The organism is Faecalibacillus sp. (assembly GCF_047023275.1).
In the GTDB taxonomy this organism is placed as follows: domain Bacteria; phylum Bacillota_I; class Bacilli_A; order Erysipelotrichales; family Coprobacillaceae; genus Faecalibacillus.
Genome location: NZ_JBKYAR010000023.1, coordinates 25729 through 43228, shown reverse-complemented (window position 1 = coordinate 43228; position 17500 = coordinate 25729). Strand labels below are relative to the sequence as shown.

Genomic DNA, 17500 nt, shown 5'->3' with positions numbered 1-17500 from the left:
ATGTATTATTATTAATATTATTTATCTCTCAGCACATTTCTTTTCATTCAAAAATAATTGATGTATAATTGAAAAACAAATAGAAAACATTATAAATAGAAAAGGTGAAACCATGAAAAAATTAAAAAAAATTTTATTAATTATTTTATTATTAATCCCATTAGTGGGTTGTCAAAAGAATGAATGGAAAGAAACCTATCATTTGACTTATTTTTATTTAAAAGATTGTTCAAATTGTCAATATTTTAAAAAGAATGTTATTCCTGCTATTAAAAAAGAATTTGGAACACATATGAAAATAAAAGCTTATGATATGGATGATGAAAAAACATTTGATGAAATGAAAGCAAGTTATCAAAGTCATATAGATCAAATTATTGATTTTAATGAAGATGATTATGGTTATGGACCAATGGTCTTTTTAGAAGGATATATGGCTATTTTAGGTGCAGGAAATGCAGATGACTATGTTAAACATCTTGTTAATGCTATTAAGGGAGAAAAGCTTAATGAAGCAGCTGAAATAGAAACCTATTATTATTTAAAAGATGGAAAGGTACAAAAATCTTAAAATCTGTTATCAATTGAAAAAGAATATGTTAAACTTGAAAGAGAATATAAAGGAGGTAGTGTTATGGCAACACCACATAATCAAGCTAATAAAGGAGATATCGCAAAAACTGTCTTAATGCCAGGAGATCCTTTACGTGCAAAATATTTAGCAGAAACATATTTAGAAAATGTTAAACAATTTAATGCAACAAGAAATATGTTTGGATATACTGGAACTTATAAAGGAAAAGAAGTTTCTATTATGGGTTCAGGTATGGGAATGCCAAGTATTGGTATTTATAGTTATGAATTATTTAACTTTTATGATGTAGAAAATATTATTAGAATTGGATCTTGTGGATCTTTTAAAGAAGAAGTTCATTTAAGAGATATTATTATTGTTCAAGGAGCTTGTACAGATTCTAATTATGCACATCAATTTGAAGTACCTGGAACTTATTCAGCTATTTCAGATTATGGTTTATTAGAAAAAGCAGTAGAAAGAGCAAAAGCAAAGAACTTATCTTACCATGTAGGAAATATTTTATCTTCTGATATCTTCTATCATGCTGATAATAAAGCTGATAAATGGATTAAAATGGGATGTTTAGCAACTGAAATGGAATCATATGCTTTATTCGCAAATGCAGCTTATGCTGGTAAAAAAGCATTAACTTTATTAACTGTTTCAGATTCATTAGTAACAAATGAAGAAACAACAGCAGAAGAAAGAGAAAAAACTTTCACAGCAATGATGGAAGTTGCTTTGGAGATTGCATAGGTGTTAACTAAATTTGCATTTTTTGATTTTGATGATACTTTAATTCATGGAGATTCTGGTGGAAAACTTTTAAAGTACTATTTAAAAAAACATCCACTATCTGTTTTTAAATTATTAAAAGTGGTTTATCATTATGCTTTATATCTATTAAAGATAGAACCACTTAATAAAGCTAAATCAGCATGGTTATATCCATTAGATAAGATGTCTGATCAAGAAATTGAAAAGTTTTATCAAGAAGTATTAGAACCTTGTTATTATTTAAATGTTATTGAAGAATTAAAAAAGAAAAAAGCAGAAGGATATACCATTTATATATGTAGTGCTTCTGTAGAAGCATATCTTCGTTTTTGTAAATTACCAGTAGATGAAATTTTAGGTACTAAAACAGTGATTAAAGATGGTAAATATACAAGTCAAATGATTGGTAAAAACTGTAAAAATGAAGAAAAGGTAAAAAGAATCCAAGAAGTGATAAAAAATCATAATCTAGAAATAGATTATGACTTATCTTATGCCTATTCGGATTCTTTACATGATATACCGATGTTAAAGATGGTAAAAAATCGTATTAAAATTGATACTAAAGATGGACATATGTCCTCATTTGAAATAGAGTAGCTAAGCTACTCTTTTATATTTAAATCAGTAAAGAAAAGCATAATATTAATGAGTCCAGCTATTCCTACAACAATATAAATGAGCATTGATAAAAAACTGTTTTGTCCAAATAAACTATCTACTAAATTAAAATTAAATAAACCAATAAGGCCCCAATTAATAGCACCAATCACTGTAAAGACAAGTGCTGTTTTTTGTAATGCATTCATTTTCTTAACCTCCTTAAATAGAGTCTATCCGTAATTATTTATTTTATACATATAAAAATAAATAAAGAATACTTTTATAATGGAGGGATAGATTTGAAAAAATTATATATTGTCATCATTGCTTTAGTCATGTGTGCTACAGGAATTATTGTTTTTTTTAAATTCAAAAATAATTCATTAACTGAAATGTTGAAAGAAGCTAAAAGTATGAATGCTTATCAACTTGTTTGTGATATGGAAATGGCACAAAATGATGAACTTAAAAGCTATGAAGTGAAAGTAGATTACTTAAAAAAAGAAAAACAAAAATATTATCGTGTAGAACTTTATGATAAAAGTTTGAATCAATCACAAATTATTATTAAAAATCAAAAAGGAGTTTATGTTTTAACACCAACACTTAATCAAATGTTTAAGTTTCAAAGTGATTGGCCAGAAAATAGTCCTAAACCTTATATTTATCATTACTTATTAAATATTTTAGAAAATAATAAGGTAAAAAAGATTGAAAAAGGTTATCAAGTTGAAGCAAAAGTAAAATATCCAAATGATTCTCGCATTATTAAACAAGAAGTGATTTTTGATAAAAAACTTAAACCATTAATTATTTTATGTTTAGATCAAGATGAAACAGAAATTGTTACTTGTAAAGTAAATGAATTTCATCGCAATAAAAAGTTTAATAACAAACATTTTAATCAAAACCAAGCCTTAAAAGAAGCAAAAAAAGATGTTAAAACAGCAGCTAGTAGTGATGTATTATATCCTGTTTCTTTATTAGGGGCTAAATTAGAAAGTGAAACAGTTTCTTCAATAGAAGGAGATAAAAATCATATTCTTAAATTTAGTGGTGATAAAAGTTTTACAATGATTGAAACACAAGTAAATAATCAACAAGTGATGCAGTTTTCTAATGATGAAGTTATTGATTTAATAGATGGATTTGCTTATTATCAACCTGGAAAACTCTCAATGATGTATCATGGAATGATGTGTTCTTTATATTCACAAGATTTAACGAAAGAAGAAATGATTTCGGTAATGACAAGTATGCAAACTTCATCGACAAAATAAAGAGATTTCAAATTGAATTATGAAATGGGTTGGATTATACTATTGTTTGGAGGTGTCGTTATGAATTTAAAGCGTGACACGTATGCAATTGTAGATTTGGACCATTTAAAATATAATGTTGAATTGGCACATAGTGAATTTAAAAGACCATTGATGGCTGTTATTAAAGCGGATGCTTATGGTCATGGATATAAAGAGGTTGCTAGTTTTTTAAAGGATATTGATTATATTGAAATGTTTGCAGTCGCAACACTTCAAGAGGCAATTGAATTAAGAGAATTAGGAATTGATAAGGGAATATTGATTTTAGGAGCTATTCCAACAAGTAAGGAAGATATTGATTTAGCTATTAAATATGATATTTCTCTAACAATGGTATCTGTTGCTTATTTAAAATTATTAGATCATTTAATTGATGAAGGACAAACATTAAAAGTGCATATCAAGTTAGATACTGGAATGCATCGTATTGGTTTAATGTCTAAAGAAGAATTATCGACTTTATTAAGACTTGTTAATCCTGATAAATTTAATGTAGAAGGAATCTTTACACATTTTGCGACAGCTGATGGTGATGATGTTGCATTTGAAAAACAAAGAAGTCTATTTTATGAAATGGTAGGTAATTGTAAATTTAAATATATTCATTGTTGTAACTCAGCAGCAATGACTTATCATCGTGATGAAAAATCTAATATGGGAAGACTTGGGATTACTATGTATGGATGTTCACCAAATGGTGAAGAAGAAACAAAGTTTAAACAAGTCATGTCACTTTATACAAAAGTAGCAATGATTAAAAAAATACCTGCAGGAGATAAAGTAGGGTATGGTTTAACTTATACTGCAAAAGAAGATGAATATATTGCAACATTACCTATTGGTTATGCAGATGGTTTTATTAGAAAAAATCAAGGACGTAAAGTTTATATCAATGGTAAATATTATGAAATTGTTGGACGTGTGTGCATGGATCAAATGATGGTCAGAGTGGATGAAAATGTGAAAATAGGAGATCAAGTAGAAATTTTTGGTGAACATATTTCACTTGAAAGTATGGCTAAAGATTTAGATACGATTTCATATGAAGTTTTATGTTTGATTTCTAAACGTGTACCAAGAGTATATGTTCAAAATGGACAAATAAAAGAACTGTTATAAAAAAACGAACTCAGTTGAGTTCGCTTTTTTATTTGAATAATTCACTAATTCTGTAATATGATAAAGCACCAGATTTTTGAATTTTTACTTTTCCATTTTTCATAACAAATGTAGAAGGAACTGATCCATCATCTGTTTTAAAAGTTTTTTGAATATATGTTGTAGCATTGTTTTCTTTAGCTAAATTTACATAGTAAATTTTATCACCATGATTTTTTTCTAAATATTTTAAACAAACATCTTTGTAGTTTAATGTAGTATTATCATTATCACTACCTACAACGACAACAAAACTATCTTTATCTTTGATTTTTTCTTCTAATTTATCTTGGGAAATTGTTGTAAGTTCAACATGTGTTATTTGTCTATAAGCAAATAATGCAATAAAAACAACAAGCACAAGTCCAAAAACACTTATTTCTTTCCCGATTTTTTTAAAAAAACCCATAGAAGATCCTCCTTTTATACCATATAATCATATCAAATTTTACTTATAGAAACAATAAAAAAATAGCCCTAAGGCTATTTCATTCTTGTTTTAGCAAAATTCCATGTGTCTCTACACATTTCATCAATTCCTCTAGTAGCTACCCAACCAAGTTCTTCTTTAGCTCTTGTAGGGTCTGCATAGCACGTAGCAATATCACCAGCACGGCGAGGTTTGATTTCATATTTGACTTTAACACCATTTACTCTTTCAAAGGCATGAACAAGTTCTAAAACACTATATCCACGACCAGTTCCCAAGTTACAAATATGTAAACCTGGTTTACTATATTTTTCAATAGCTAAGACATGACCTTTAGCAAGGTCAACAACATGAATATAGTCACGAACACCTGTACCATCAGGTGTATCATAATCATCACCAAAAACACCTAAACAAGGAAGTTCTCCAGCAGCAACTTTCATAATATATGGCATTAAATTGTTAGGAATACCTTTTGGATCTTCACCAAGTAATCCAGATTCATGAGCTCCAATTGGATTAAAATAACGTAATAATGTCACTGACATTTCAGGACAAGCATGTTGAACATCTGTTAAAATTCTTTCCATCATCGCTTTACTAGCTCCATAAGGATTAGTTGTTTCTCCTAATTTACAATCTTCTGTAAGTGGTACAACTTCAGGATCACCATAAACAGTAGCACTTGATGAAAAGACAATATTGTTGACATGATATTTTTTCATCATTTTAGCAACGATCAAAGTTGTTGTTAAATTGTTTGTATAATATTCAATAGGTTTTTCAACAGATTCACCTACAGCTTTAAAAGCAGCACAATGAATAACAGCATCAAGATCATTTTCTTTAAAAACTTGTTCTGTTTTCTTTTCATCTAAGATATTAAATTCATAAAACTTAACTTCTTTTCCTGTGATATCTTTAATATATCCTAAAACTTCTGGTTTAGAGTTAGAAAAATCATCAATTACAACGACTTCATGATTTGCTTGTAATAACTCTACACAAATGTGGCTACCAATATAACCAGCACCACCAGCAACGAGTACTTTCATTTTTATATCCTCCATAGCATCTTGCTTATTTACGATACTATTATAACAAATAATGATATAATAAAAAGGTGAAAAAAGGAAATAGAATGGGTAAAAAAATAAAATTTATAAAAAAATAAAAAAATTGGTAAAAAACTGTTGACGAATAGGGTAAGAGATGTTATTATAAGTGGGCACTAGTCAAGGAGGCTTAGCTCAGTTGGGAGAGCATCTGCCTTACAAGCAGAGGGTCAGCGGTTCGAGCCCGTTAGCCTCCACCATTAAATAGTGTTTGAAATAAATTATAGAAGATGCCGGCTTAGCTCAATTGGTAGAGCAACTGACTTGTAATCAGTAGGTTGAGGGTTCAAGTCCTTTAGCCGGCACCATGATGGAGAGGTAGCGAAGTGGCTAAACGCGGCTGACTGTAACTCAGTTCCTTTTGGTTCGGTGGTTCGAATCCACTCCTCTCCACCATCTATCTAATGAATGGGGTATAGCCAAGCGGTAAGGCAACAGACTTTGACTCTGTCATTGCGCTGGTTCGAATCCAGCTACCCCAGCCATAAGGTATGACCCGCTAGCTCAGTTGGTAGAGCATCTGACTTTTAATCAGAGGGTCAGGCGTTCGAGTCGCCTGCGGGTCACCATTTAACTGAATAAGCCCAGGTGGCGAAATTGGTAGACGCACAGGACTTAAAATCCTGCGGACCTTAAAATCCGTGCCGGTTCGACTCCGGCCCTGGGCACCATTCAATGCGGGTGTAGTTCAATGGTAGAACTTCAGCCTTCCAAGCTGACTACGTGGGTTCGATTCCCATCACCCGCTCCATTAAAAAAATAAAAAAGTTAAAAAAGTTCTTGCAATCGCTTGAATAATGTGCTAATATAAATGAGCACTAAGTAATGCGGGTGTAGTTCAATGGTAGAACTTCAGCCTTCCAAGCTGACTACGTGGGTTCGATTCCCATCACCCGCTCCATTTAATTGAATAGGCTTGAATAGCTCAGTTGGTAGAGCAATCGGCTGTTAACCGATCGGTCGTAGGTTCGAGTCCTACTTCAAGCGCCATGTGGCTCGTTGGAGAAACGGTTAACTCACATGCCTTTCACGCATGCATTCACGGGTTCGAATCCCGTACGAGTCACCATTTGTAAACTACATCACTTCGGTGATGTTTTTTATTTTTTAGCAATTTCTTCATCAAGTATGTTTAAATATATATTTGTAAGTTTAGTATTTCTCTGATCAATAGTAGAAGAAATATAAGAGGTTAAATTTTTAATTTGTTCATCATTATTCGCATTAAAACTTTCACCACTAAATATTTTTGTACTAGATCCTTCATATTCTAACATCCAATATATATTTTTTTTAAAGCTTCCTTGATCAACTGGTTCTTTAACAATTGGATGATAACTTGATGTGTTTAATTCTTGATAATAACGATCAAGATATGAAGCATTGTTAAGAGTCTCTTCTTGATAGAGTTTCATTTGTGTTTTTAATATTGTTGTAGGAGCTTGATTTGCTAATAGCTCATACATGCTTGCTGAATATAGTTGATTATAGATAAGATATTGTAAAGTTTGATTTGTCAAAATAATCACCCCATTTATTATATGTAAGTAAGTGGGTTATATGAGGAGAAAAATATGTCATATCAGTTATTAAAGTTAATTGTTTATTTATTTTCAATTTTATCTTCAATGTATGGTTTAAGTTGTTTTCATTATGAAAAATATATTATTAAAGGAAAGATAAGACAGTTTTATTGTTTATATATTGTAGCATCTGTATCCTTAGGATATTTATTTGCTTCTTTTATTTTAGATTTTGTAACAATACATTTTTGATTATAGTTTTCATATATTAAAATATGAAAACTATTTTTTTTAAATTATTTATTATTTTATTTATTTTAATTTCACTTTTATTACTTTATAAACCTTTGAAAAAAAGTGATTCTTTATATAAAGGAGAAAAAAAGGATGTCTATGTAAATGTTACAGTTGGAAATCAAACACAACAAATTCTTTTAGATGATTATCTATTAGGGGTTGTTGCAGGTGAAATGCCAGCAAGCTTTGAATTAGAAGCTATTAAAGCTCAAGTTGTCGCAAGTCGTACTTTTGTTTATTCACGTTTATTAAGTGTAGATAATACAACCAATACGCAGGTTTATTTAGATGATGCACAAATGAAAGTTTCGTGGAGTGACCATTATGAAGAGTATAAAGAAAAGGTTAAAAAGGCGATTGTTGAAACAAGAGGTGAGATTTTAACTTATCAGGGTAAGTGTATTTCTGCACTTTTTTATTCAAGCAGTAATGGAAAAAGCGAAAATGTAGAAAACTATTTTCAAGGATCTAGTCAACCATATTTAATCTCTGTAGATTCACATTGGGATAAACAGTATGATCCTAAATTTACAAGAAAAGTAAAGTATACTTCAGCACAGCTCAATTCTCTTTTTGGAGGTTCATTTCAATATCATAGTTTAAAACGTTATCCAAGTGGACGTGTAAAAACAATTGTAATTAATCAAAAACAATATAGTGGTAGAGAAATAAGAGAAAAGTTACAACTTGCTTCAAGTGATTTTGAAATTATTGAAGAAGGAAATTCATATGTTTTTGTGACTAAAGGAAGTGGTCATGGTGTTGGAATGTCTCAATATGGAGCACAAGGAATGGCAAAGGAAGGATATGATTATCAAGCTATTTTAAAACATTATTATCAAGGAGTAGTGATTTCAAAGAATAAAGAATAATTTTATGGTTACACTTCTTAAGAGGTGAAATTCATGAAAGGATTATTGAAGAGGAATAAGAAGACATTTATTTTTATGACATCACTTTTATTGTTTTTAATAGGGGCTGGAGTTATTCAAGAAATTGTTAAAAATTTAAAACCGTTTGAGGATGTTCCAGTTGTTTCAGTAGAAACTAAAGATAAAAATAATCAAGAAAGTGAAGTTTTAAAAAAACCAGTTAATGATGATGTTAAAGTAAGTAAAGGATTTTATGATACTTCTTTATCTGATGAAGAATTAGAAAATGCCTTAGTTTATTTTGAAGGGGTTTATCGACCTAATGATGGAATAGATTATACAAAAGATAATGAAGATTTCGAAGTTTATGCAAGTGCAAGTGGAACGGTTGTTAGAAAAGAAAATGATTCTTTACTAGGGTGGATCGTGACAATTGAGCATCAAAAGGGCCTTCAAACAGTTTATCAATCTTTAGATGATATTAAAGTTGAAAAGGGTGACCAAGTTAAACAAGGGGATCTCATTGGTAAGGCAGGAAATAATGTGTATCAATCTTCTCTTAAAAAGCATGTACATTTTATTGTTTCGATAAATGATCAAACAGTAAATCCAAATAAATATTTTGGTCAAAAAATTGAAAAAATTAAGACAACATCATGATAAATTTATATTTATAAAAAAAATAGTGTCTTTTGTTTTTTTACCTTGTAATTCAATAAAATCGTGATACAATATTGAGGAAAAAACATACAAGGAGGAAAAATAATGGCATTATCAAAAGAAATTGGTATCGATTTAGGTACTGCAAATATATTAATTTATGTCAAAGGTGAAGGTATTGTAGTCAATGAACCTTCAGTAGTGTCAATAGATGAAGAAACTAAAAAGCCATTAGCTGTAGGACAAGAAGCAAAAGATATGTTAGGTAAAACTCCTGGTAGGGTTCAAGCAATTAGACCATTAAAAGATGGAGTTATTGCTGATTTTAGAATTACTGAAATCTTATTAACTCATTTTATTAATAAATTAAATTTAAAAGGAATTTTTGCTAGACCAACAATCTTGATTTGTTGTCCATCTAACATTACTTCAATTGAAAAATCAGCAATTAGAGATGTTGCTGAAAGATGTGGAGCTAAAAAGGTATTTATTGAAGAAGAACCAAAAGTAGCAGCAATTGGTGCTGGTCTTGAAATTAATAAACCAACAGGTAATATGGTTATTGATATTGGTGGAGGAACTACTGATATTGCTGTATTATCTTTAGGTGATATTGTAACAAGTTCATCATTAAAAATTGCTGGTGACGTTATGGATGCTGACATTATTAAATTCGTTAAAGATAAATATAAATTATTAATTGGTGATCGTACTGCTGAACAAATTAAATTAGAAATTGGTTCTGCTGTAAAAGGTTCATCAGATAAAACTTTTGAAGTACGTGGTAGAGATTTAGTAACTGGATTACCACATACAATTACTATTACATCAAATGAAACTGAATTAGCACTTAGAGAAACTTGTGCAACAATTGTTAAAGAAACAAAACACGTTCTTGAACAAACACCACCAGAATTAGCTGCTGATATCGTATCACGTGGTATTTTCTTAACAGGTGGAGGAGCTTTATTAACTGGTTTAGATAGATTATTAGAATCTGAATTAAATGTTCCTGTATTCGTAGCAGATGATGCATTAAATTGTGTTGCTAATGGATGCGGTGTGATGTTAGAAAACTTACACTATATGAAATAAACTGTTCTTTGAACAGTTTTTTTTCTTATATAGAAATTATACAAATTGAATAATAAAAAATGATACAATCCCGTTTGAGGTGAAAATGATGAAAAAAGTATTATTTTTTGATATAGATGGAACATTATTAAATAGTGAATTAAAAATACCAGAAGGAGTAAAGAAAGAGCTTAAGAGATTAAAAGATGCAGGTCATTATCTTTTTGTTGCTTCGGGAAGACCTATAGCGTTTATTTCAAAACAAATTATAGATGCTGGATTTGATGGTTTTGTCTTATGTAATGGAGCACATGTGGAATTAAATCATGAAATTATTTTTGAAAATAGGATTCCCTATGAAAAAGTGGTTGGTTTAATGAAAATGTTAGAAAGTATTGATTGTGAATATAATTATGAAACAGCAACAGATTGTTATATTGATCCTGCTTATCATGATTTTATTGAATTCTTTAAAATTTGTGATATTCGTCATGAAAAATTAATAACAAATTTTGATAAAGAAGAAGTAATGCATCGTACTTTAAAAATAGAAGTAAGTGCTAAAAAAGATCATGATAAAATCATTGATTATATTGCTGATAAATTTTATTTTGATCATCATGGAACAGCTAATTCATTTGAAATATGTGCTTTAGATACTTCTAAAGCAACTGGTGTGGAAAAAGTTTTAGAACATTTGAATATTGATAAAGATCATAGTTATGCTTTTGGGGATGGCTTAAATGATTTAGAAATGATTAAATATGTTGGTCATGGAATTGCTATGAAAAATGCTGTTGATCAATTAAAAGAAGTAGCTGATGAAGTTATTGGGCATGTGGATGAAAATGGTTTAGAAGAATATTTAAAAACAATAGATTGATTATAAAAATACGAATAAATCTATAAGAGGTATTTCATGTATTATGATTGGGAAAATAAGTTTGAAGAAATATTTGAATTAAAAGATAGTGATACAAGTGAATTGAAAGTAATTATAGGGAAACAACCTTATAAGATTAAATTAAATGATGTTAAATTTGAAGTAAGTCATTTTATTTATCCATATAACAAATTAGGAAACTCAGTGGCTTTTCTAGTAACAAATTGGATAAAAATTCAAGACTCATTGGAAATGATTTTTAATTTATTATTTAAAAATAATATCAATGGACTTAAAGTATTATGTTTTTTAAGAGAAAATAATGTTGATGCTCAACAATTTGCACAATATTTATATAGAAAATATTCTATTATACTAACAAATAGTAAACTTTCTAATGATATAGATAATATGAAGAATATAAAAGAATTAGTTGAAGAAATAAATAAACCAACTTATTTTTTATTGGTAGGAAATATTGCTAGAAAAGATTATACGAGAGTTATGAAAGATGAAAAAATACAGGGCGTTGCTTATTTCATACATCCAAGTGGGATGGTTTTAAATAATAGATGTAATTCTAATAAATATTATAAGAATTGGTATTCTTTAAAAGGGAATAATGTTCAAGAACAAGATGTGATTAATAAATTCATCTTAAGTCGTTAAGAAAATAAAACAAAATAAAAAGGGCAAAAGCCCTTTTTCAATTATTTAATAAATTTGAAATGTTGACCTGGTTTAATGAAATCTAATAAACCTAAATCTTCATCTTTAATTTTACCAATTAAGTTTCTTTCACCGTCATTTGGAATTTCAGTTAAGACAACTTCTAATTCTCCACGATAATGAGCTAAGTTATCATTAACTACTAAAATGTCTCCACGAGTGAATACTTTTTTACCACAATCATGATGTGGAATAGATTTGTCTTCTTTAGCTTCTTTTTTATCACCAAATCCTGAATCTTGAACAGTTGCTTGGTTTTTGAATTGAAGTCTTGGGAAGCTTGATCTTAACATGAATGATGAATGATCATATCTATCCCAGTGTGGTGCGAATTCATACATGATGTATTTTTCATTATCAGTAATTTCTGGTACTTCTTCAACACGTAATTCTAAAGCTTGGAAATTGATTTTTGATAATGCTTCTAATTCTTCTGTACTAGCTGGATAGTTACCAACGATAATATCATCAACATCTCCAGTAGCTAATAAATATCTTGCTTGTACTTCAATTGGTAAAGGTCTCATGATTTCTACTGTAGGTAAACCACAGAATACTTCCCAAGGACCAATTGTTGGATCATTATGACTTGAAACAAAGGCAGCTGTATGAAGATTTAAAGCTTTCCATTGTTTATTGAATTGTTGGAATAAATCAAAATCTAACCCAGTGTATCTTTCTGGGAAGAAGTTATGACACATAATGATTTGATCTTTATTTCCACCGTTTTTAATTAATAAATCAACACCAGCATCCATACTAGCATTAAATTCAATTTTGATACCATAAGGATTTCTAGTAACAGCAATATCTCCTTGAGTACCAAAGTTACCATCCAAACGAATAATATCTAATCCTAAATCAGCAAATGGTTTTAAATTATTTGGAGTAGCTCCAATCAATTTAAATACTTCTGGATTTGTATCAGCAGCAACAACAAATCCTAATTCATGAGCTTTATCCATGAACCCTTTAAATTCTTTTAAATAACTTTCTCTTTTATCATCTGGAATAGATAAAAAACAAGTAAAGATTCTAGTAAAACCTAATTTAGCAGCAGTTTCCATATAATCATAGACTTCTTTAATATCACTTTTATCTGGATAAACAGAGATTCCTAAACTATGCATAAACACATTCCTCCTTATATACTAGTATAGACAAGTTTTTACTTGAATACAAGTCATAGAACCATTTAAAAGTTGAAATTTACTTAAAAATAATGAATAATATAGGCATAAAGGAGGTGGCTAAATGTCACTTACGGTCATTCTTTCATTTGTTGCAACAACGATTATTTCGGCTTTAATGATTCCACTTGTTATTAAAGCAGGAAATCAGTTAGGAATTGTTGCACATATGAATAAAAGAACAGTTCATAAACATGAAATAGCACGTATTGGTGGCTATGCCATTTATTTAAGTTCACTCATTGGATCAGCGTTATTTTTAAAAGCTGATCATCAAATAAATGCTATTATGGTTGCAGGATTTATTATTTTTATGGTGGGATTATATGATGATAGTCATGATTTATCTCCTAAAGTAAAATTGATTTTTGAAGTCATTGCAGCGTTTATTGTGATTATTTATGGAGAAATTTATATTAAAGGATTTGGCTATTTTCCAAGTGATGCAATGACATTTCTTTCAGGTGTTGTTACTTTATTTTGGATAGTAGGTATTACCAATGCAATCAATCTAATTGATGGTCTAGATGGTTTATCAGCGGGAATTTCAATTATTGTACTTGTTACAATTTCAATGACATCCTTACTTTCAGGAAGAAGTGATATTGCATCTTTATCACTTATTCTTGCAGGAAGTATTATGGGATTTTTGTTTTTTAACTTTCATCCTGCTAAGGTTTTTATGGGAGATTGTGGTGCTTTATATATTGGCTTTATGATTTCTGTTATTTCTTTATTAGGATTTGGTTATAATGCTTCTGCTTTCTTTACTTTAGGAGCACCTATTATTGTTTTAATGGTTCCTATTATGGATACATTAATTGCTATTTTAAGAAGAAAAATTCATCATAAAAAATTTAGTGAAGCTGATCGAGGACATTTGCATCATAATTTGATGTTTAAGTTAAATTTAGGACAAAGGAAAAGTGTTTTGGTTCTTTATTTAGTAACATTTTTATTTTCATTATCATCTTACTTATATTATTATAATCCAACAGCAGGGACTATTTTATTTATTACTTTAATGATGATGTTTGAAATATTTGTTGAAGTTACAGATATGATATCAAGAAAATATAAACCATTGCTTACAATTATAAACATTTTCATTGATTCTGATAAATTACCTAAAATAAAATTTTTAGAACGTTATCGTCAAAGAAGAACACCTCAAAAAGCAATGAGAGATCATTTGATTATTGCCATGGCTTGTTTATTAATGATTGTTGGAGTAGGTTATGTAATGTCTTTAAAAAATACACCTTTACCTCTTAAAACAGAAACAGTCCAATCTCCTTATGTTAAATCAGGAGAAAGTGAATTATTAAATAATATCTATGCAAGATTAGATGTAAGTTATAAAAATAAAAATGAAGAAGATGAATGTCAATTAGTAGCTGCTTATTTTGTATGTGATTATTATACATTTGTAGATAAGAAAAAAAATGAAATTGGTGGTCTTGATTATATGTATCCAGAAATGGTAGAAAACTTTAGTCAATATGCACAAACTTCATTTTACAGTTATAAAAATCAATATCCTGAATTAGAAGTTTTAAAATATAATATTATTTCTTATTCACCTTCAAAGGTAACAATTTCAGGATTAGAAGATAATGATTACTATAATGTTCTTATTTCTTTAACATTTAATGAAGAAATTGAAGGGTTTAATTCAACTGTTAATGTAACAGTTGTAAAAGTAAATGATCGATATTATGTTTGTGGTTTAGATAATGCATAAGTTATTTTAAAATTATGTTGTGTTTATGAGGATTTTATGATAATATTTGCTATGCAATGTATTAAATTAATCGAAGGAGGTTAAAAATATGTTTGAAACAATTTTAAAGGTTGCTATGGTTATTATTTCCGTTGCTCTTATTATATTATGTTTATTACAAAGTGGAAAATCAGATGATATTGTTAATGCATTAACTGGTCAAAGTTCAAATCTTTTTGCTGAACAAAAAGAACGTGGTGTTGATTTAGTAATGTCTAGAATGACAATGATTTTGAGTATTGCCTTCTTCGTGATCGCAATTCTACTACGTATGAATTAATGAATAATAGGACGCAAGGCGTCCTATTTTTTTTGGAGGTGAGAAGATGAAAGAAAGAATTTTGGATATATTAAAAGATAAAGAAAGATCAATTCATGAATTACAACATGTATTAGATCTAAATAATAGTGAAGGTTTTACAGTTTTGCTTAAAGCTTTAAATCAATTAGAAGATGAGGGTAAAATTGTAAGAAATGATAAAAATGAATATTTATTAATAGAAAATTCTAATTATATTGTAGGTGTTTTACATATTAATAAAAGAGGTTTTGGTTTTGTCATTATTGATGAAGAAAGTGATGATATTTTTATTTCTTCAAGAGATTTAAAAGATGCTTTTAATATGGATACAGTCATGGTTGAACTTAAAAAGCATCAAACAGGATCGCGTCAAGAAGGTAGAATTGTTAAAGTTATTGAAAGAGGACAAACAAGACTTGTTGGGCTGTTGAAAAACGCTAAAAGAGAACTTGTTTTTGATGCGGATGATCAAAAGTTTACACAACCTATTTATATAGATCATGCACATAGTCATGGTGCAGTAGCTGGACATAAAGTTGTTGTTGAAATTAAAACGTATAAACCTTATTTAAAAGGAAATGTCGTAGAAATTTTAGGACATGTAGGAGATCCAGGGGTTGATATTTTATCTGTTGTTTCTCAACATGAAGCACATGTTGAATTTCCTAAAGAAGTTTATGAACAAATCGAATCAATTGAAAATGAAATTGATCAAGAAGAAGCTAAAACAAGAACTGATTTAAGAAATGAAACGATTGTTACGATTGATGGTGATGATGCCAAGGACTTAGATGATGCAATTTCTTTAAGAAGATTAAAGAATGGAAATTATTATTTAGGGGTACATATTGCTGATGTTTCTTATTATGTAGAAGAAGGATCTGAATTAGATAAAGAAGCACTTGCAAGAGGAACTTCTATTTATTTAGTGGATCGTGTTATTCCAATGCTTCCTCATAAATTATCTAATGGAATTTGTTCACTCAATCCTCATGTGGATCGTTTTGCAATTTCATGTTTTATGGAAATTACCCCTCAAGGGGAAGTCATTGATCATGATATCGTTGAATCAGTTATTAATTCAACTGAAAGAATGACTTATAATAATGTTAATAAAATACTTGCAGGGGATGAAAAACTACAAGAAGAGTATAGCCATGTATGTGATTTATTTTTCTTAATGAAAGAACTTGCTGAAATTTTACAAAAAACAAGAGAAGATCGTGGAGCAATCGATTTTGATACAAATGAAGCTAAAGTATTAGTTGATGAAAAAGGTAAACCAACAGATGTTGTTTTAAGACAACGTGGAGAAAGTGACCGTATTATTGAATCATTTATGTTAGTTGCTAATGAAACAGTTGCAAAACATTTTAAATGGCTTGATTTACCATTTATCTATCGTGTTCATGAAAATCCTAAGGTAGATAAATTAAGAAAATTCTCTACAATTTCTAGAACTCTAGGTTATACAATAAAAGGTTCGTTAGAAGATATTCATTCTAAAGAATTAAGTAAAATCGTTGAAGCAAGTAAAGGAACAGATGAACATGTGATTATTTCTACATTACTTCTTCGTTGTATGGCAAAGGCAAGATATGATGAACAATGTTTAGGACATTTTGGTTTAGCGGATGAATATTATACACATTTTACATCACCAATTAGACGTTATCCTGATTTAATGGTTCATCGTTTGATACGTACGTATTTATTTAAAAAGAAATTAGATCAAGAAACTCTTTTTCATTTTGCTTCTATTATGCAAAATGTTGCTGATCAAGCTTCTTCGCTTGAAAGAAAAGCAATTGATATTGAACGTGAAGTAGATGATATGAAGATGGCTGAATATATGGAAGACCATATTGGTGAAACTTTTGAAGGAATTGTTTCTTCAATTACAAACTTTGGTATGTTTGTTGAACTTCCAAATACAATTGAAGGATTAATTCGTATGGAAGATCTTGTAGATGATTTCTATTATTTTGATGACATAAATCTACAATTAATTGGAAAAAGAACTGGAAGACGATTTAAGATGTCTGATAAAGTCAAAATTAAGGTTTCAGCTGCTTCAAAAAGAGAAAAAACAATAGATTTTCAAATTGTTGGTATGAAATCTAACAAAAAGAAGAAAAAAACTGTTATAATAAATAAGCGACGAGATAGAAAGCCAAAACAAAAGTTTAAAAGAAAAAGAAGATAG

The 17500-nt window shown here is 29.1% G+C and carries 19 protein-coding genes and 10 tRNA genes; 24 read left to right on the top strand and 5 right to left on the bottom strand.

Annotated features, from left to right (window positions below):
• The first annotated feature begins 112 nt into the window (after positions 1–112).
• From ACLVEP_RS09085 to ACLVEP_RS09075, 3 genes are all read left to right on the top strand, one after another.
• Positions 113–571: a hypothetical protein gene (locus ACLVEP_RS09085; RefSeq protein WP_412584338.1), complete on the top strand. Its 459-nt coding sequence runs from the start codon at positions 113–115 to the stop codon at positions 569–571.
• 63 nt (positions 572–634) lie between these two features.
• Positions 635–1333 (top strand): purine-nucleoside phosphorylase, encoded by a 699-nt coding sequence (deoD, locus tag ACLVEP_RS09080; protein ID WP_412584336.1) that lies wholly within the window; start codon positions 635–637, stop codon positions 1331–1333.
• A complete protein-coding gene (locus ACLVEP_RS09075) occupies positions 1334–1954 on the top strand; it encodes an HAD family hydrolase (RefSeq protein WP_412584334.1) in 621 nt (206 codons plus the stop codon). It begins immediately after the preceding gene.
• Between the two features lie 5 nt (positions 1955–1959).
• Here the strand turns inward: ACLVEP_RS09075 and ACLVEP_RS09070 are convergent, their stop codons facing one another.
• On the bottom strand, positions 1960–2163 hold the full coding sequence (locus tag ACLVEP_RS09070; protein ID WP_032089665.1) for a DUF378 domain-containing protein: 204 nt from the start codon (positions 2161–2163) through the stop codon (positions 1960–1962).
• 93 nt (positions 2164–2256) lie between these two features.
• Between ACLVEP_RS09070 and ACLVEP_RS09065 the strand changes: the two genes are divergently transcribed.
• On the top strand, positions 2257–3237 hold the full coding sequence (locus ACLVEP_RS09065) for a LolA family protein (protein WP_412584332.1): 981 nt from the start codon (positions 2257–2259) through the stop codon (positions 3235–3237).
• A gap of 60 nt (positions 3238–3297) precedes the next feature.
• Positions 3298–4398: an alanine racemase gene (gene alr, locus ACLVEP_RS09060; RefSeq protein WP_412584331.1), complete on the top strand. Its 1101-nt coding sequence runs from the start codon at positions 3298–3300 to the stop codon at positions 4396–4398.
• Between the two features lie 28 nt (positions 4399–4426).
• Here the strand turns inward: alr and ACLVEP_RS09055 are convergent, their stop codons facing one another.
• Both ACLVEP_RS09055 and galE read right to left on the bottom strand, forming a co-directional pair.
• Positions 4427–4846: a hypothetical protein gene (locus tag ACLVEP_RS09055; protein WP_318000069.1), complete on the bottom strand. Its 420-nt coding sequence runs from the start codon at positions 4844–4846 to the stop codon at positions 4427–4429.
• Between the two features lie 74 nt (positions 4847–4920).
• Positions 4921–5922, bottom strand: coding sequence for a UDP-glucose 4-epimerase GalE (galE, locus tag ACLVEP_RS09050; protein WP_412584330.1), 1002 nt, complete (start codon positions 5920–5922; stop codon positions 4921–4923).
• Between the two features lie 184 nt (positions 5923–6106).
• On the opposite strand from galE, the gene ACLVEP_RS09045 reads away from it, so the two are divergent.
• From ACLVEP_RS09045 to ACLVEP_RS09000, 10 genes are all read left to right on the top strand, one after another.
• Positions 6107–6182: transfer RNA gene (locus ACLVEP_RS09045), tRNA-Val, on the top strand.
• A 32-nt stretch (positions 6183–6214) separates the two neighbouring features.
• Positions 6215–6290 (top strand) — tRNA-Thr (locus ACLVEP_RS09040).
• A 4-nt stretch (positions 6291–6294) separates the two neighbouring features.
• Positions 6295–6378, top strand: a tRNA-Tyr gene (locus ACLVEP_RS09035).
• Positions 6379–6391: 13 nt separating this feature from the next.
• Positions 6392–6467, top strand: a tRNA-Gln gene (locus tag ACLVEP_RS09030).
• Between the two features lie 8 nt (positions 6468–6475).
• A tRNA-Lys gene (locus ACLVEP_RS09025) sits at positions 6476–6551 on the top strand.
• 13 nt (positions 6552–6564) lie between these two features.
• Positions 6565–6653, top strand: a tRNA-Leu gene (locus ACLVEP_RS09020).
• Between the two features lie 6 nt (positions 6654–6659).
• A tRNA-Gly gene (locus ACLVEP_RS09015) sits at positions 6660–6733 on the top strand.
• Between the two features lie 76 nt (positions 6734–6809).
• Positions 6810–6883, top strand: a tRNA-Gly gene (locus ACLVEP_RS09010).
• Between the two features lie 13 nt (positions 6884–6896).
• Positions 6897–6972, top strand: a tRNA-Asn gene (locus tag ACLVEP_RS09005).
• A gap of 3 nt (positions 6973–6975) precedes the next feature.
• A tRNA-Glu gene (locus ACLVEP_RS09000) sits at positions 6976–7051 on the top strand.
• 31 nt (positions 7052–7082) lie between these two features.
• On the opposite strand, the gene ACLVEP_RS08995 is transcribed toward ACLVEP_RS09000, so the two are convergent.
• Positions 7083–7502: a hypothetical protein gene (locus ACLVEP_RS08995; RefSeq protein WP_412584328.1), complete on the bottom strand. Its 420-nt coding sequence runs from the start codon at positions 7500–7502 to the stop codon at positions 7083–7085.
• Between the two features lie 54 nt (positions 7503–7556).
• Here ACLVEP_RS08995 and ACLVEP_RS08990 point away from each other — a divergent pair, with 54 nt between their 5' ends.
• The 6 genes from ACLVEP_RS08990 (at position 7557) to ACLVEP_RS08965 (ending at position 11960) form a co-directional block, all read left to right on the top strand.
• Positions 7557–7757: a DUF1146 domain-containing protein gene (locus ACLVEP_RS08990; RefSeq protein WP_412584327.1), complete on the top strand. Its 201-nt coding sequence runs from the start codon at positions 7557–7559 to the stop codon at positions 7755–7757.
• A 23-nt stretch (positions 7758–7780) separates the two neighbouring features.
• Positions 7781–8674, top strand: a complete 894-nt coding sequence (spoIID, locus tag ACLVEP_RS08985; RefSeq protein ID WP_412584325.1) for a stage II sporulation protein D — start codon at positions 7781–7783, stop codon at positions 8672–8674.
• Positions 8675–8707: 33 nt separating this feature from the next.
• A complete protein-coding gene (locus tag ACLVEP_RS08980; RefSeq protein ID WP_317999368.1) occupies positions 8708–9334 on the top strand; it encodes a M23 family metallopeptidase in 627 nt (208 codons plus the stop codon).
• Positions 9335–9439: 105 nt separating this feature from the next.
• A complete protein-coding gene (locus tag ACLVEP_RS08975) occupies positions 9440–10429 on the top strand; it encodes a rod shape-determining protein (protein ID WP_022001045.1) in 990 nt (329 codons plus the stop codon).
• Positions 10430–10517: 88 nt separating this feature from the next.
• Complete coding sequence (locus ACLVEP_RS08970; RefSeq protein ID WP_412584324.1) at positions 10518–11291, top strand: HAD family hydrolase; 774 nt, start codon at positions 10518–10520, stop codon at positions 11289–11291.
• A 36-nt stretch (positions 11292–11327) separates the two neighbouring features.
• Complete coding sequence (locus tag ACLVEP_RS08965; RefSeq protein WP_412584322.1) at positions 11328–11960, top strand: hypothetical protein; 633 nt, start codon at positions 11328–11330, stop codon at positions 11958–11960.
• 41 nt (positions 11961–12001) lie between these two features.
• On the opposite strand, the gene ACLVEP_RS08960 is transcribed toward ACLVEP_RS08965, so the two are convergent.
• Positions 12002–13150 (bottom strand): DUF871 domain-containing protein, encoded by a 1149-nt coding sequence (locus tag ACLVEP_RS08960; protein ID WP_317999371.1) that lies wholly within the window; start codon positions 13148–13150, stop codon positions 12002–12004.
• A 124-nt stretch (positions 13151–13274) separates the two neighbouring features.
• On the opposite strand from ACLVEP_RS08960, the gene ACLVEP_RS08955 reads away from it, so the two are divergent.
• The 3 genes from ACLVEP_RS08955 to rnr all read left to right on the top strand — a co-directional run bounded on the left by ACLVEP_RS08955 (position 13275) and on the right by rnr (position 17500).
• Entirely contained in the window at positions 13275–14954 is a 1680-nt protein-coding gene (locus ACLVEP_RS08955) for an MraY family glycosyltransferase (protein WP_412584321.1), read from the top strand.
• A gap of 88 nt (positions 14955–15042) precedes the next feature.
• Positions 15043–15273 carry a preprotein translocase subunit SecG gene (gene secG / locus ACLVEP_RS08950; RefSeq protein ID WP_022001041.1) on the top strand — a complete coding sequence of 77 codons (231 nt, stop codon included), beginning with the start codon at positions 15043–15045 and terminating at the stop codon, positions 15271–15273.
• 46 nt (positions 15274–15319) lie between these two features.
• On the top strand, positions 15320–17500 hold the full coding sequence (gene rnr / locus ACLVEP_RS08945; protein ID WP_412584319.1) for a ribonuclease R: 2181 nt from the start codon (positions 15320–15322) through the stop codon (positions 17498–17500).

Excerpts from the sequence above, each read along its gene's own strand:
- ACLVEP_RS08975 (WP_022001045.1), top strand. The coding sequence starts at position 9,440 with ATGGCATTATCAAAAGAAATTGGTATCGATTTAGGTACTGCAAATATA.
- ACLVEP_RS08965 (WP_412584322.1), top strand. The coding sequence starts at position 11,328 with ATGTATTATGATTGGGAAAATAAGTTTGAAGAAATATTTGAATTAAAA.
- ACLVEP_RS08980 (WP_317999368.1), top strand. The coding sequence starts at position 8,708 with ATGAAAGGATTATTGAAGAGGAATAAGAAGACATTTATTTTTATGACA.
- rnr (WP_412584319.1), top strand. The coding sequence starts at position 15,320 with ATGAAAGAAAGAATTTTGGATATATTAAAAGATAAAGAAAGATCAATT.
- deoD (WP_412584336.1), top strand. The coding sequence starts at position 635 with ATGGCAACACCACATAATCAAGCTAATAAAGGAGATATCGCAAAAACT.
- ACLVEP_RS09055 (WP_318000069.1), bottom strand. The coding sequence starts at position 4,846 with ATGGGTTTTTTTAAAAAAATCGGGAAAGAAATAAGTGTTTTTGGACTT.
- ACLVEP_RS09085 (WP_412584338.1), top strand. The coding sequence starts at position 113 with ATGAAAAAATTAAAAAAAATTTTATTAATTATTTTATTATTAATCCCA.
- ACLVEP_RS09070 (WP_032089665.1), bottom strand. The coding sequence starts at position 2,163 with ATGAATGCATTACAAAAAACAGCACTTGTCTTTACAGTGATTGGTGCT.
- ACLVEP_RS08960 (WP_317999371.1), bottom strand. The coding sequence starts at position 13,150 with ATGCATAGTTTAGGAATCTCTGTTTATCCAGATAAAAGTGATATTAAA.
- spoIID (WP_412584325.1), top strand. The coding sequence starts at position 7,781 with ATGAAAACTATTTTTTTTAAATTATTTATTATTTTATTTATTTTAATT.
- secG (WP_022001041.1), top strand. The coding sequence starts at position 15,043 with ATGTTTGAAACAATTTTAAAGGTTGCTATGGTTATTATTTCCGTTGCT.
- ACLVEP_RS08970 (WP_412584324.1), top strand. The coding sequence starts at position 10,518 with ATGAAAAAAGTATTATTTTTTGATATAGATGGAACATTATTAAATAGT.
- galE (WP_412584330.1), bottom strand. The coding sequence starts at position 5,922 with ATGAAAGTACTCGTTGCTGGTGGTGCTGGTTATATTGGTAGCCACATT.
- ACLVEP_RS08990 (WP_412584327.1), top strand. The coding sequence starts at position 7,557 with ATGTCATATCAGTTATTAAAGTTAATTGTTTATTTATTTTCAATTTTA.
- alr (WP_412584331.1), top strand. The coding sequence starts at position 3,298 with ATGAATTTAAAGCGTGACACGTATGCAATTGTAGATTTGGACCATTTA.
- ACLVEP_RS08955 (WP_412584321.1), top strand. The coding sequence starts at position 13,275 with ATGTCACTTACGGTCATTCTTTCATTTGTTGCAACAACGATTATTTCG.